This is a genomic window from Mycolicibacterium llatzerense, from assembly GCF_000878195.1.
Taxonomy (GTDB): Bacteria; Actinomycetota; Actinomycetes; order Mycobacteriales; family Mycobacteriaceae; genus Mycobacterium; species Mycobacterium llatzerense.
On the sequence record NZ_JXST01000024.1, the window covers coordinates 14,335 to 27,380 of the forward strand.

Below are 13,046 nucleotides of genomic sequence, written 5' to 3' on the forward strand. Positions count from 1 at the left end.
ACCCCCTCCGCTGACCGGCGAGCCCTCGCTCACCGCCATGTCGCCACAATCGCAAAGGTCTGCATGTACAGCAGACCCACAACGAACCAACCGCTTGTCGGTGCGACCACCAGCGCGATAGCGATCGTGCGCAGTATCCCCACCTTGGGCAACACCACGGCAATTACCAGGCAGAGCAACGAAATACCCACCGCAACAGGTAAGTACGCCCCGTCGATCCGGCTCAAGTGCAAGTCGCCGCCGGACACACCTACCGCATCAACGGCCAACAGACCCCAGCCGATTCCCCCGAGTACCGCGCCGCCGAGCACGCCGCGGGTCCAGTCCGTACCAGTCAAACGTCCCCCCGATCCGGTGCGCTCATGTCCCCTGTTGCCGGCACACCTTCTGCCAACCCGTACTGCAGGTAGACGATTCCCGCAGGGCTGGACACTGGCGGCTCGAGCAGCGTCAGGTTCGACGGCACCGTGCCGCCGTCGAACACCTTCTTGCCGGCCCCCAGCACAATAGGATGCACCCAAAGGTCCATGCGATCAAACAGTTTTTCGCGCAACAGGGTCTGTACGAAATTCAAACTCCCGACCACCTTGACGTGGTCGTGGCGCTCCCGGATCTCACGCACTTCGGCCACCAAATCCGAGCCGATCTGCTTCGAGCCGGACCACGACAGATCGGGCTTGCCACGGGACGCGACGTACTTGGGGATGCGATTGAACATGTCAGCGAATTCGTCGTCCTGATGCGGCCAGTAGCCCGCGAAGATGTCGTACGTCCGCCGGCCGAGCAGCAGCGCATCGGTACCTTCGTATGCCGCGCCGACCTGCTCCCCTGACACGTCGTCGATCAGCGGTGCCTGCCAACCTTCGAACCGAAAACCACCGTCCGAGTCTTCTCCGGGACCGCCAGGCGCCTGCCCGACGAGGTCGAGGGTGGCGAACAACGCGAGGTGAATCTGGCCCATTTCTAGCTCCTGACGAGTCATTGGTGTCTGTCAGTGAGGTAGACCACCGGACCCGCCGAAACTCATCGGAGCGGCCGGCTACTTTCCGGACAACACCCGGTACTGCGCCGAAATCTGTTGGTCCACAGCGGTTTCATCATCGGCGAACACCTGGAACACGAATCTGTCGGTGCGCGCGATGCAGCTGTAGTGCCACCCCAGGATGCGCCACGTCACCGTTGCGTCCGGGCGCGCATAGTCCTGCAGGTGCTCGAAACACCGTGCGCCGGGGAACCCCGGCACCGCGCCGGCCAACTGCACATCCGAATTCTTCATCAGCGCGGCGGTGGTGAAGTCCAGCAGCTGTGCAGCCGAGTCGGGGTTGGGGGCCTGATACACCCGGCCCCACCGCTGGGTCACCCATTGGACGCCGGCACGCTCGAACTGGGTGGTCATGCTCACCGGATCGGATTCGAAGTGCAGCCACGCCCGCGGCCGCCAGGTCCCGATCAGCACCCCTTGCTGTCGATCAGGAGTGCTGATCGTCTTCGACAGCAATTGGTCGTCGCTCGGATCCTTGGGCAGATCAGCGAGTTTCGCCGGCTCTGTCGGCACAAAGCTCTTGATCAGCGCTTGCTGCCGACCGAGCAGGTCGGATGTCAGCAACTCAGCGCGCAGCGGCGCCCTGGTGGATTTGGTGGCCCTGGCGTTCACGAACTGGTACAGCACAAACCGCCCGTACGCGCTGTAGGCGGCGACGGCACTGACCCCGGTGCCGTAGTCGACGCCAATCGCCGGCACCGAACTGGCGCCGACCGAGATCTGGACGGGATATGTCGGGATCCGATCGACGACGACGGGTCCGAACTGCGCGCTGAATTCACCCGCGGCCGCCGCAGCTTGTGCCTCATCGGGGAACATCAGGACCGCGTTCTGGATTTCCAGATCCGTATCCCGGGCCCCGGCTGACCGCGATGACCCGAATCCGGCGACCAGCTTGTGCGCTCTGGCAATGCCCTGCATGACATTGTCTTTGGACACGCCGAGAATGACGTCGACACCGAATTCCGATGTCATGGTGCCTGTTCCGAGCGCTCCCTGCTTGGTCACCGACGAATCGATTTCCCAAGGCCCGACGACATATTCGGCCAAGCGGGTCGATTCGATGATCGACTGCGTGAGCGGATTTGGTCCGGCACTGAAGAAGGGGGTACTCGGCTTGATCTGGTAGTTACCGGTCCTGAGTTGGCTGACGTCGGGTTCAGGATCGCTCAGTGAGCCGCCGAACCGCGCAGTGCCCGTCGTGGTCGTCGAACATCCCGCGACCACACACACGCACGTAACCACGGCTAATGCCAACTTCCGGATCCCCACGATCCAACACTAACTGTGGCCGAGGCGTGCCAGCACTGATCGCACGCTCTCTGCCACCGCTTCGTTGAACGGCCCGGCGTCCCGCCGCAGGGTGCGCGTGCGGATCAGCACCGTGAGCATGACCCGCTCGCGTTTGGGTCCGATCAGCAAGCCGGCGTCGTTGGTCGACCCGTAGTCACCGCTGCCGGTCTTGTCCGCGCTGGTCCAGCCCTCGGGCAGACCTGCGCGAAAACGTCGGGTCGACGTCGTCGTCTCGGTCATCCACCGTTTCAGCTGGAATTGACCCGCACCGGACAACGCGTCGCCGACGAGAATGGCGCGGTATCCACCGCACAGGGCCCTCGGTGTGGTGGTGTCGCGCAGGTCGCCGGGCGCCGCGTCGTTGAGGTCCGGTTCCCAGCGATCCAGCCGCGTCTGCGAATCGCCGATCGAGCGGGCGAAAGCGGTGAGGGCGGACGGCCCACCGATGGTCCGCAGCATGATGTTGCCCGCGGCGTTGTCGCTCTGCGTCAGGGCCGCGGCGCAAATCTCCCGCAGCTCCATCCGGGTCCCCACGGCCGGGCTCAGCACCGGGGAGTTGACCACAATGTCCGCGGCGGTAATGGGCACCATGGCATCGAGATTCGCCTGACCGGCCTTGGCCATCTGCAAGATGCGTGCCGCCGCATAGGCTTTGAAGGTCGAGCAGATCGAGAACCGCTCGTCGGCACGGTGCTCGACCGTCGCCAATGACTCCAAATCCACTGCATAGACGCCGATTAGCGCCTGATAGCGGTCTTCCAGTTCTTCAAATCTGGTTGGCTCGACCGGTTTATCGGGCCGGCACCCAGCCAGCACACCGGTAGCGGCCAACCCGACGATGAAATTACGTCGGCTCAGCGATACCCCCACAGATCCCAGCCAATCATGGATCGGTGCGGGATGCCAACGCGGGGTATTCGCCCGGCACTCCGTAGCCATGCAGTGCGTTGGGCCCCAACGGATCCCAGCAGATCAGCGACGAAGGCGTCAGTCAACGTGCTTGTCGAACCAGTCGATGGCCGCCAGCGCAAGGACATCCGGGAATTCCTGACGTCCCGGCGCGCACGGATGACTCCCCAGCAGGCCGGCCTGCCCGACTACGGCGCCAAGCGGCGGGTTCCCGGCCTGCGCCGGGAAGAGCACCAGGATTCGGCCGAGCGTCCAGCAAATCCTCGACGCGATGGTGAGCGTGCCCGCCTGGGTCAGCAACGACCGCCTCGACATCCTGGCCACCAATGCCGTCAGCGCCGAGCTCTACCGCGACGCCATCGACGGAGCCGACGGCCAGGCCAACATCGCACGGTTCCTGTTCCTCGACCACCGAGCCCAAGACTTCTTCGTCGACTGGAACCAGCAGGCCGATAACGCCGTTGCCATCCTCCGCGGCGCCGCGGCCCGTGATCCGTATGACGACAGGCTCACCCAGCTGGTCGGTGAATTGAGCACGCGCAGTGACGAATTCCGGGTCAGGTGGGGCGCACACATCATCCGGGCACATCAGTCCGGCCCGAAAGCGCTCAAGCATCCTGACGTCGGCCAACTCGACCTGACCTTCGACGGGCTGGAACTGGCCGCCGACCCGGGACTGACCATCTATGTCATGACAGCGGAACCGAATTCGCCGACAGCGGACCGGTTGAAGTTATTGGGCAGCCTGGCGGCCACCAGACAATCAAGCCGCTGACCGGCGGGGCCGCACCATCAGGGCCGCGACCAGGAAGCACAATGCGCCGACGAAGGTCCCGAAGTTCGCCAGCCACTCGTCGACCGTCACGCCGGTCGTGCGGACGAACGCCGCCAGCGCCGACACCTCGAACGCGACGCAGCCCATCATGTTGATCCAAGATGCCTGCCAGTCAACGGATTTCGGCGCCCACAGACCGACGACCATGACTGCCAGCAGGCCACTGAGCAGGAAGGCCAGCGACCCGGCGGCGTCGGGCGCCCACACGTAGCGTCGCTCGGCGAGCACGGCGTGCGCCCACACCGATGCACCGGTGCTGACGTTGAACAGCACGGTGCCCATGAATTGGATTGCCGCCGACCACCATTGGATTCCCGGGGGCGCCAGCACATACTGCATGAGCGCCGCGGCGGTGAAGAACCATGACCCGATGAAGCACAGCAGGTTCGTCGCACCCGCCCCGGCCACCGAGGGAAACCCGGGAACCGTGGCGAGGGCGAAGAACGTCGAGCCGACGGCGAACAGCCAGCACTGCCTGGTGAGGGTGGCGATGCTGTTCACGGCACTACAGGAAGCTGCGAATCCGCTCGCCGGTCTCCGACGTCGACAGTTTGGCGTCGCCACGTGTCGAAAGATGCTCGGCCACAGCCTTGTCCACGCGGGCCGCGGCCTCGTTCTCACCGAGGTGAGTCAGCAGCAGCGCCACACTCATGATGGCCGCGGTCGGGTCGGCCAGACCCTTACCGGCGATGTCGGGCGCGCTGCCGTGCACCGGTTCGAACATCGACGGGTTGGTGCCCGTCGCGTCGATGTTGCCCGATGCCGCCAGACCGATACCGCCGGAGACGGCCGCGGCCAGGTCGGTGATGATGTCGCCGAACAGGTTGTCGGTGACGATCACATCGAAGCGGCCCGGATCGGTCACCATGTAGATGGTCGCCGCATCCACGTGCATGTAGGCGGTTTGGACGTCCGGGTACTCGGTGCCGATCTCGTCGACCGTGCGGGTCCACAACGAACCCGCGTAGGCCAGCACGTTGTTCTTGTGCACCAGCGTCAGGTGCTTACGCCGCGCGCGAGCTTTCTCGAAGGCATAGCGCACCACGCGCTCGACACCGAACCGCGTGTTGGTGGACACCTCGGTGGCCACCTCGTGCGGAGTGCCGACGCGGATGGCACCACCGGTGCCGGTGTACGGCCCCTCGGTGCCCTCGCGAACCACGACGAAGTCGATGTCCGGGTTGCCGGCCAGCGGGCTGTCGACGCCGGCGAACAGCCGCGACGGCCGCAGGTTCACGTGGTGATCCAGGGCGAACCGCATGGTCAGCAGCAGGCCACGCTCGAGCACGCCGCTGGGCACCGAAGGATCGCCGATGGCGCCCAACAGGATTGCGTCGTGCGTCTTGAGCTCGTCGACCATGCCCTCGGGCAGGGTCTCCCCGGTCTCGTGGTAGCGCTTGGCACCCACGTTGTATTCGGTGCGCTCGACACCCGGCCGCACGACATCGAGGACCTTCAGTGCCTCGCCGATGACCTCGGGGCCGATGCCGTCACCGGCGATGACGGCGAGCTTCACGACAGATCCACCAGTTCCAGCGTGGTCGCGCCGACGGCGTCGCCGATCGCGCTGAGCACGTCGGCCGGCACCTCACGGTCGAGCCGCAGCATGACCGTCGCGCCCGAACCGTCAGAGTCCTGCGACATCTGAGCGGCCAGGATGTTGACGTCGGCTCCACCGAGCAGGGTGCCGATCTTGCCCAGGGCACCCGGCTGGTCGCCGTAGTTGAGGATCAGGTTGACGCCCTCGGCACGCAGGTCCAGGTTGCGGCCGTTGATCTGGACGATCTTCTCGACCAACTGCGGACCGCTCAGGGTGCCCGACACGTTGAAGACCGAACCATCGGCGGCCACGGCGCGGACGTCGACGACGCTGCGGTGGTTGGGGCTCTCCGACTCGGTTCCCAGGGTGGCCTCGACGCCACGCTCGGCGGCCAGCGCCGGCGCGTTGACGAACGTCACCTGGTCCTCGATGACGGCCGAGAACAGCCCGCGCATCGCCGAAAGCTTCAGAATCTCAACGTCTTCCGACGCCAGCTCGCCCAGGACCTGCACATCCAGCGAGGACGGCAGCGCCGGCGACAGGGCACCGACCAGCAGGCCCAGCTTGCGCACCAGGTCGAGCCACGGCGCGACCTCTTCGCCGACGACACCGCCGCCGACGTTGACGGCGTCCGGCACGAACTCGCCGGCCAGCGCCAGCTTCACGCTCGCGGCGACGTCAGTGCCGGCGCGGTCCTGCGCCTCTTCGGTGGAGGCGCCCAGGTGCGGGGTGACGACGACCTGCGGCAGCTCGAACAGCGGGCTGTCGGTGCAGGGCTCGGTGGCGAAGACGTCGAGGCCGGCGCCACGGACGTGGCCGCTGATGATCGCGTCGGCCAGGGCCTGCTCATCGATGAGGCCACCGCGGGCCGCATTGACGATGATGACGCCCGGCTTGGTCTTGGCCAGCGCGTCCTTGTTGATCAGGCCGGCGGTTTCCTTGGTCTTGGGCAGGTGCACCGAGATGAAATCAGCGCGCCCCAAAAGCTCGTCGAGGGTCAGCAGCTCGATGCCCAGCTGCGCGGCACGGGCCTGCGAGACGTAGGGGTCGTAGGCGACGATGTGCGCGCCGAACGCGGCGAGGCGCTGCGCGACGAGCTGGCCGATGCGGCCCATGCCCACGACGCCGACGGTCTTGCCGAAGATTTCGGTGCCCGAGAACTTCGACCGCTTCCAGGTGTGCTCGCGCAGCGTGGCATCGGCGGCCGGAATCTGGCGGGCGGCCGACAGCAGCAGCGCCAGGGCGTGCTCGGCGGCACTGTGGATGTTCGAGGTCGGGGCGTTGACGACCAGCACACCGCGGGCGGTGGCGGCGTCGACGTCGACGTTGTCCAGGCCGACGCCCGCGCGGGCGACGATCTTGAGCTTGGGCGCCGCGGCCAGCACCTCGGCGTCCACCGTGGTGGCCGAGCGCACCAGCAGGGCGTCGGCGTCCGGCACGGCGGCCAGCAGCTTTTCGCGGTCGGGTCCGTCGACCCAACGGACCTCTACCTGGTCGCCGAGGGCGGCGACGGTCGATTCGGCGAGTTTGTCAGCGATGAGTACGACAGGAAGGCTCACGCGCACAGACTAGTGGGCGGCATGGCCGCGCTTCCAATCGCGGTTGCCTTGATCTGGGTTGTCCCGGCCCGTCACTACCATCAAGTGGTGGACGTCACCGTCGTCGGTAGTGGACCCAACGGACTGGCCGCGGCCGTCATCTGCGCCCGCGCCGGGCTGTCCGTCCGGGTCATCGAGGGCCAGCCGACCCCCGGCGGCGGTGCCCGCACCGCCCCCGACCCTGAATATCCAGGCGTTTTGCACGACGTCTGTTCGGCGGTGCATCCGCTGGGTGTGGCGTCGCCCTTCTTCGCGGAGTTCGACCTGGCCGCCCGCGGTGTGCGGATGGTCACCCCGGAGATCTCGTACGCCAATCCCCTGCCTGCCGGGGCGAGCGAAGCGACGGGAAAGGCCTCGGGCCGGGCCGCCATCGCGTACCGCTCCCTCGATCGCACCTGCGCGGAGCTCGAACACGGCTCGTCCTGGCGGCGGCTGCTGGGCCCGCTGGTCGAGCACGTCGACGGCGTCCTGGCCTTCTTCCTCGGCGACAAGCGTTCCCTGCCGCCCGACCTGCCGAGCACCGTGCGTGCCGGACTGCGGGTGCTGACCCAGGGCAGCCCGGCGTGGAGCCTGCTGCGCGGTGACGACGCCCAGGCCCTGTTCACCGGCGTCGGCGCGCACGCCATCCACCCCATGCCGTCGCCCGTCAACAGCGGCGCGGGCATCATGCTCAGCACCGTCGCCCACACGGCGGGCTGGCCGGTTCCGGTCGGCGGCACGCAGACGATCACCGATGCGCTGATCGCCGATCTGCGCGCACACGGCGGTGAGCTCGTCACCGGCTCCCCCGTGACGAATCCGCCCGCCGGAGTGGTCATCTACGACACCTCCCCGACCGCCCTGCTCGACATCTACGGGTCTGCCGTTCCGGACCGCTATGCAAAAGCACTGCGCCGCTACAAGTTCGGTCCCGGCGTCTGCAAGATCGACTTCGTGCTGTCCGGTGAGATCCCTTGGCGCGACCCGCGGATGGCATCGTCACCGACCGTCCACCTCGGCGGCACCCGGACCCAGATGGCGCATGCCGAACGGGAGATCTGGCAGGGGCGCCATGCCGAGCACCCGATGACGCTGGCCTCGCTGCCCCACCTCGCCGACCCGTCCCGCATCGACGCCCAGGGCCGACGGCCGCTGTGGACCTACTGTCACATGCCCGCGGGCTCGACCGTCGACCAGACCGAGACCGTCATCGGGTTGTTCGAGGACGCCGCACCGGGTTTCCGCGATCTGGTGCTCGCGGCCCGCGCGGTGCCGGCCGCCGAGATGTCGCAGCACAACGCCAATTACGTCGGCGGCGACATCATCGTCGGCGGCGCGACGCTCAAGGCCGCGATGATCGGGCCGACGCTGCGGGCCAACCCGTGGACCACGCCGATCCCCAAGGCATACCTGTGTTCGTCGGCCACCCCGCCGGGCACCGGCGTGCACGGCATGGCGGGTATGTATGCGGCCCGCACCGTGCTGCGTCGTGAATTCGGAGTGAAGACGCTGCCGTCGCTCGCGCCATAGTGTTGGCTTGGCTCATGGCCAAGCTTTCTGTGATCTTCTACTCCGCGACCGGGCACGGCACTTCCATGGCGCAGCGGGTCGCGAGCACCGCCGAATCGTTGGGCGCCGAGGTGCGGTTGCGGCCCGTCGCAGAGTCCGCGGACCCCGCGTCGTTTGCGCACAACCCGGCGTGGACCGCGAATTACGAAGCAACCAAAGACCTTCCGACCGCCACGGGCGACGACATCGTCTGGGCCGACGCCGTGATCTTCGGCTCTCCGACCCGCTTCGGTTCCGTCGCGTCACAGCTGCGGGCGTTCCTGGACTCGCTCGGCGGCCTGTGGTCGCAGGGTGCCCTGGCGGACAAGGTGTACGCGGGCTTCACCTCGACCAACACCGCGCACGGCGGCCAGGAGACCACACTGCTGTCGCTGTACATCACCCTGATGCACTGGGGCGGCATCATCGTCCCGCCCGGCTACACCGACCCGCTCAAGTTCGCCGACGGCAACCCGTACGGCGTGAGCCTGCTGGCCAACCACGACAACATCCGCCAGTTCGACGACAACACCTATGCGGCATTGGACCACCTGGCGCGGCGGGTCGTCTCGGTCGCTGACCGGCTGGGCGCACCCCTGTCACCCGCGAGCCGGCCGGCGTCGGGTACACCGTCTACCGAAACACCCTGAAATGCCGAAAGGCCAGTTATTGCACGCTTTTTCGTGAATCGCGTGCAACAACTGGCCAGTCGGCGGTTGGAGACTAGGCAGTCTCGGTGATCGGCCTGTCGACCCAGCTCATCAGGTCGCGCAGCTTCTTGCCGGTGACCTCGATCGGGTGCTCGGCGTTGGCCTGGCGCAGACCCTCGAGCTCCTTGTTGCCGCCCTCGACGTTGGCGACCAGGCGCTTGACGAAGGTGCCGTCCTGAATGTCCTTCAGGATGGCGCGCATGCGCTCCTTGGTGTCGGCGTCGATGACGCGCGGGCCGGACAGGTAGCCACCGAACTCAGCGGTGTCGGACACCGAGTAGTTCATGCGGGCGATGCCACCCTCGTACATCAGGTCGACGATGAGCTTGAGCTCGTGCAGCACCTCGAAGTAGGCCATCTCCGGGGCGTAGCCGGCCTCGACCATGACCTCGAAACCGGCCTTGACCAGTTCCTCGGTGCCACCACAGAGCACGGCCTGCTCACCGAACAGGTCGGTCTCGGTCTCTTCCTTGAAGTCGGTCTTGATGACGCCGGCGCGGGTGCCACCGATGCCCTTGGCGTAGGACAGCGCGAGCGCCTGGCCCTCACCCTTGGGGTCCTGGTGGACGGCGATCAGCGCGGGCACACCCTTGCCGTCGACGAACTGGCGACGCACCAGGTGGCCGGGGCCCTTGGGGGCGACCATGCCGATGGTGACGTTGGCCGGGGGCTTGATCAGGCCGAAGTGGATGTTGAGGCCGTGGCCGAAGAACAGCGCGTCGCCGTCCTTGAGGTTGGGCTCGATGTCATTGGTGAAGATCTCGGCCTGCGCGGTGTCCGGCGCCAGCAGCATGATGACGTCGGCCCACGCGGCGACGTTGGCCGGGGTGTCGACCTCGAGGCCCTGCTCGGTGACCTTCTCGCGGGACTTCGAGCCTTCCTTCAGGCCGACCTTGACCTGCACACCCGAGTCGCGCAGCGAAAGCGAATGCGCGTGCCCCTGGCTGCCGTAGCCGATGACGGCGACCTTGCGACCCTGGATGATCGACAGGTCCGCATCGTCGTCGTAGAACATCTCAACTGCCACTTGCTCTTCCTTACCCTTGTATCTGTTGTTGAAGCTCTGTTATTCGAAGTTTTGCTCGGGGGTCAGCGCTTACTTGGCCGCGCCGATGCCGCGCGGGCCGCGCGCCAACGAAACCACACCGGACTGCACCAGCTCGCGAATACCATACGGCTCCAGCACTCGCAGCAGTGCTTCGAGCTTCTCCTGGGTGCCGGTGGCCTCGATGGTCAGCGACTCGGTCGACACGTCGACGACCTTCGCCCGGAACAGGTTGACCGCCTCGATCACCTGACCACGGGTGGTGGCGTCGGCCCGCACCTTGATCAGCGCCAGCTCGCGGGAGACGGAGTTGTCCGGCTCCTGCTCGACGATCTTGATGACGTTGATCAGCTTGTTGAGCTGCTTGGTGATCTGTTCCAGCGGCAGCTGCTCTTCGACGCAGACCACGATGGTCATGCGGGACATGTTCTTCTGCTCAGTGGCGCCGACTGCCAGCGACTGGATGTTGAAGCCACGCCGCGAGAACAGCGCTGCCACGCGGGCGAGCACACCGGGAGTGTCCTCGACGAGAACCGACAGAGTGTGAGTAGTAGCCACTAGACCTGATCCTCGTTGTCGAACAGCGGACGGATATCGCGCGCCGCCATGATCTCGTCATTGCTGGTGCCGGCGGCGACCATCGGCCACACCTGGGCGTCGGCGCCGACGATGAAGTCGATGACGACGGGGCGGTCGTTGATCTCGCGGGCCTGCCGGATGACGTCCTCGACGTCTTCGGCGCGCTCGCAGCGCAGACCGACGCAACCGAGCGCCTCGGCCAGCATCACGAAGTCCGGGATGCGGTGCGAGTGCGTGGACAGGTTGGTCTGGCTGTAGCGCTCTTCGTAGAACAGCGTCTGCCACTGCCGCACCATGCCGAGGTTGCCGTTGTTGATCAGCGCAACCTTGATCGGCGCCCCTTCGAGGGCGCAGGTGGCCAGCTCCTGGTTGGTCATCTGGAAGCAGCCGTCACCGTCGATGGCCCACACCTCGGCCTCCGGGCGGGCGAACTTGGCGCCCATCGCGGCCGGGATGGAGAAGCCCATGGTGCCCAGACCGCCCGAGTTCAGCCAGGTCTTCGGGTTCTCGTACTTGATGAACTGCGCGGCCCACATCTGGTGCTGACCGACGCCCGCCACGTACAGCGCGTCCGGCCCGGCGATCTGGCCCAGCTTCTCGATGACGTACTCCGGCGAGAGGCTGCCGTCGCTCTGCGGGCCGTAGCTCAGCGGGAAGGTCTCCTTGATGCCGCTCAGGTAGGTCCACCAGTCGGCCAGGTCCAGCGTGTCGGCGGACACGCCGTCGCGGCGCAGCGCCGCGAGCAGGTCGACGATGACGTTCTTGATGTCACCGACGATCGGCACGTCGGCGTTCCGGTTCTTGCCGATCTCGGCCGGGTCGATGTCCGCGTGGATCACCTTGGCCTCGGGCGCGAACGACGACAGCTGACCGGTGACCCGGTCGTCGAAGCGGGTGCCGAGAGCGATCAGCAGGTCGCTCTTCTGCAGCGCCGCCACGGCCGACACCGTGCCGTGCATGCCCGGCATGCCCATGTGCTGCGGGTGGCTGTCGGGGAACGCGCCACGTGCCATCAGGGTGGTGACGACGGGGATGCCGGTCAGTTCGGCGAGCTCCAGCAGCTCCGCGGACGCCTCGCCGCGGATGACGCCGCCGCCGACGTACAGCACGGGCTTGTGCGAGGCGGCGATCAGCTTGGCTGCCTCGCGCACCTGGCGGCTGTGCGGCTTGGTGTTCGGCTTGTAGCCGGGCAGGTCGATGACCGGCGGCCAGCTGAACGTGCACTGCGCCTGCAGCACGTCCTTCGGGATGTCGACGAGGACGGCACCGGGACGGCCGGAGGACGCGATGTGGAACGCCTCGGCGATCACCTTGGCGATGTCGTCACCGTTGCGGACCAGGAAGTTGTGCTTCGTGATCGGCATGGTGATGCCGGAGATGTCGGCTTCCTGGAACGCGTCGGTGCCGATCAGCCCGCGGCCGACCTGACCGGTGATGGCGACGACCGGGATGGAGTCCATCTGGGCGTCGGCCAGCGGCGTGACCAGGTTGGTGGCGCCTGGGCCCGAGGTGGCCATCATCACGCCGACCTTGCCGGTCGCATGCGCGTAGCCCGACGCGGCGTGGCCGGCGCCCTGCTCGTGCCGGACCAGCACGTGGCGGACCTTCTTCGAGTCGAACAGCGGGTCGTAGACCGGCAGCACGGCACCGCCGGGGATGCCGAAGATGGTGTCGACGTCGAGTTCCTCGAGCGACCGGACGACAGCCTGGGCACCGGTCATCTGCTGCGGGGCAACGATTTTCGAATGACCGTTGACCGCGCCGCTGGGGCCGTCGGGCTGTTGCGTCGACTCTGGCGGTCGCGTGGTGGGTGCGCTCACTCTTGTCCTCTTGATCGTGTTGCGGTTGTGGCGTTCTCGGGCAAACAAAAAACCCCCGTCAGCGTGGGTGGCTGTACGAGGGTTGCGCGTCGATGCTTGTAGTCGGCTTAGTCAGCCTGGTCACGCACCAACGCGCCCAGTTACTACA

12 protein-coding genes and 1 pseudogene are annotated in these 13,046 nt (G+C 66.7%); 3 read left to right on the forward strand and 10 right to left on the reverse strand.

Annotated elements, in window-relative coordinates:
* Positions 1–29 precede the first annotated feature (29 nt).
* From TL10_RS17360 to bla, 4 genes are all read right to left on the reverse strand, one after another.
* Positions 30–338 carry a hypothetical protein gene (locus TL10_RS17360; protein ID WP_131630759.1) on the reverse strand — a complete coding sequence of 103 codons (309 nt, stop codon included), beginning with the start codon at positions 336–338 and terminating at the stop codon, positions 30–32.
* A complete protein-coding gene (locus tag TL10_RS17365) occupies positions 335–961 on the reverse strand; it encodes a dihydrofolate reductase family protein (RefSeq protein WP_043393291.1) in 627 nt (208 codons plus the stop codon). The genes TL10_RS17360 and TL10_RS17365 overlap by 4 nt, the downstream gene beginning before the upstream one ends.
* Positions 962–1,039: 78 nt before the next feature.
* Positions 1,040–2,314: a DUF7373 family lipoprotein gene (locus tag TL10_RS17370; RefSeq protein ID WP_131630760.1), complete on the reverse strand. Its 1,275-nt coding sequence runs from the start codon at positions 2,312–2,314 to the stop codon at positions 1,040–1,042.
* Between the two features lie 9 nt (positions 2,315–2,323).
* On the reverse strand, positions 2,324–3,205 hold the full coding sequence (gene bla, locus TL10_RS17375) for a class A beta-lactamase (protein ID WP_043986586.1): 882 nt from the start codon (positions 3,203–3,205) through the stop codon (positions 2,324–2,326).
* A 198-nt stretch (positions 3,206–3,403) separates the two neighbouring features.
* Here bla and TL10_RS17380 point away from each other — a divergent pair.
* Positions 3,404–4,019, forward strand: a pseudogene (locus TL10_RS17380) (MmyB family transcriptional regulator).
* Here the strand turns inward: TL10_RS17380 and TL10_RS17385 are convergent.
* The 3 genes from TL10_RS17385 to serA are packed head-to-tail and all read right to left on the reverse strand — an operon-like array spanning position 4,008 to position 7,178.
* Positions 4,008–4,580 (reverse strand): hypothetical protein, encoded by a 573-nt coding sequence (locus tag TL10_RS17385; RefSeq protein ID WP_110789117.1) that lies wholly within the window; start codon positions 4,578–4,580, stop codon positions 4,008–4,010. The pseudogene TL10_RS17380 and the gene TL10_RS17385 overlap by 12 nt on opposite strands.
* A 4-nt stretch (positions 4,581–4,584) precedes the next feature.
* Positions 4,585–5,595 carry a 3-isopropylmalate dehydrogenase gene (locus TL10_RS17390; RefSeq protein ID WP_043986587.1) on the reverse strand — a complete coding sequence of 337 codons (1,011 nt, stop codon included), beginning with the start codon at positions 5,593–5,595 and terminating at the stop codon, positions 4,585–4,587.
* Positions 5,592–7,178: a phosphoglycerate dehydrogenase gene (gene serA, locus TL10_RS17395; RefSeq protein ID WP_043986588.1), complete on the reverse strand. Its 1,587-nt coding sequence runs from the start codon at positions 7,176–7,178 to the stop codon at positions 5,592–5,594. The genes TL10_RS17390 and serA overlap by 4 nt, the downstream gene beginning before the upstream one ends.
* Positions 7,179–7,265: 87 nt before the next feature.
* Here serA and TL10_RS17400 point away from each other — a divergent pair, with 87 nt between their 5' ends.
* Complete coding sequence (locus TL10_RS17400; RefSeq protein ID WP_043986640.1) at positions 7,266–8,726, forward strand: phytoene desaturase family protein; 1,461 nt, start codon at positions 7,266–7,268, stop codon at positions 8,724–8,726.
* Positions 8,727–8,740: 14 nt separating this feature from the next.
* A complete protein-coding gene (wrbA, locus tag TL10_RS17405) occupies positions 8,741–9,394 on the forward strand; it encodes an NAD(P)H:quinone oxidoreductase (RefSeq protein ID WP_043986642.1) in 654 nt (217 codons plus the stop codon).
* A gap of 73 nt (positions 9,395–9,467) precedes the next feature.
* On the opposite strand, the gene ilvC is transcribed toward wrbA, so the two are convergent.
* From ilvC to TL10_RS17420, 3 genes are all read right to left on the reverse strand, one after another.
* Entirely contained in the window at positions 9,468–10,469 is a 1,002-nt protein-coding gene (gene ilvC, locus TL10_RS17410; protein WP_192830257.1) for a ketol-acid reductoisomerase, read from the reverse strand.
* Positions 10,470–10,550: 81 nt separating this feature from the next.
* Positions 10,551–11,057: an acetolactate synthase small subunit gene (gene ilvN / locus TL10_RS17415; protein ID WP_029105777.1), complete on the reverse strand. Its 507-nt coding sequence runs from the start codon at positions 11,055–11,057 to the stop codon at positions 10,551–10,553.
* Positions 11,057–12,898: an acetolactate synthase large subunit gene (locus TL10_RS17420; protein WP_043393266.1), complete on the reverse strand. Its 1,842-nt coding sequence runs from the start codon at positions 12,896–12,898 to the stop codon at positions 11,057–11,059. Before TL10_RS17420 ends, ilvN begins: the two co-directional genes overlap by 1 nt.
* Positions 12,899–13,046 lie beyond the last annotated feature (148 nt).